Annotated in this window: 1 protein-coding gene; it reads right to left on the reverse strand. The window is 61.9% G+C overall.

The genetic code is table 11. The annotated features are described in order from the left end of the window. A partial coding sequence (locus tag G6027_RS17725; RefSeq protein ID WP_241727260.1) for a cbb3-type cytochrome c oxidase subunit I occupies window positions 1-273 on the reverse strand: 273 nt, incomplete at both ends.

The raw sequence follows: 273 nt of genomic DNA on the forward strand, positions 1-273 counted from the left end.
GACCACGATCGGGGTGCCGTACAGCAGCAGCATGACCGTGCCGTGCATGGTGAACAGCTGGTTGAACTGCTCGTTGGACAGGAACTGCATGCCGGGAAGGAACAGCTCCGCCCGGATGAGCAGGGCCATGAGCCCGCCGATGAAGAAGAAGACGAAACAGGTGACGATGTACATCAGGCCGAGCAGCTTGTGATCGGTCGTCGTCATCATCTTCCACACGAACGAACCCGGCCGGGCGGTGCCCGTGGGTACGCCCGGCGGATGGTCGAGATC

Source organism: Dietzia sp. SLG310A2-38A2, assembly GCF_014145095.1.
GTDB lineage: Bacteria > Actinomycetota > Actinomycetes > Mycobacteriales > Mycobacteriaceae > Dietzia.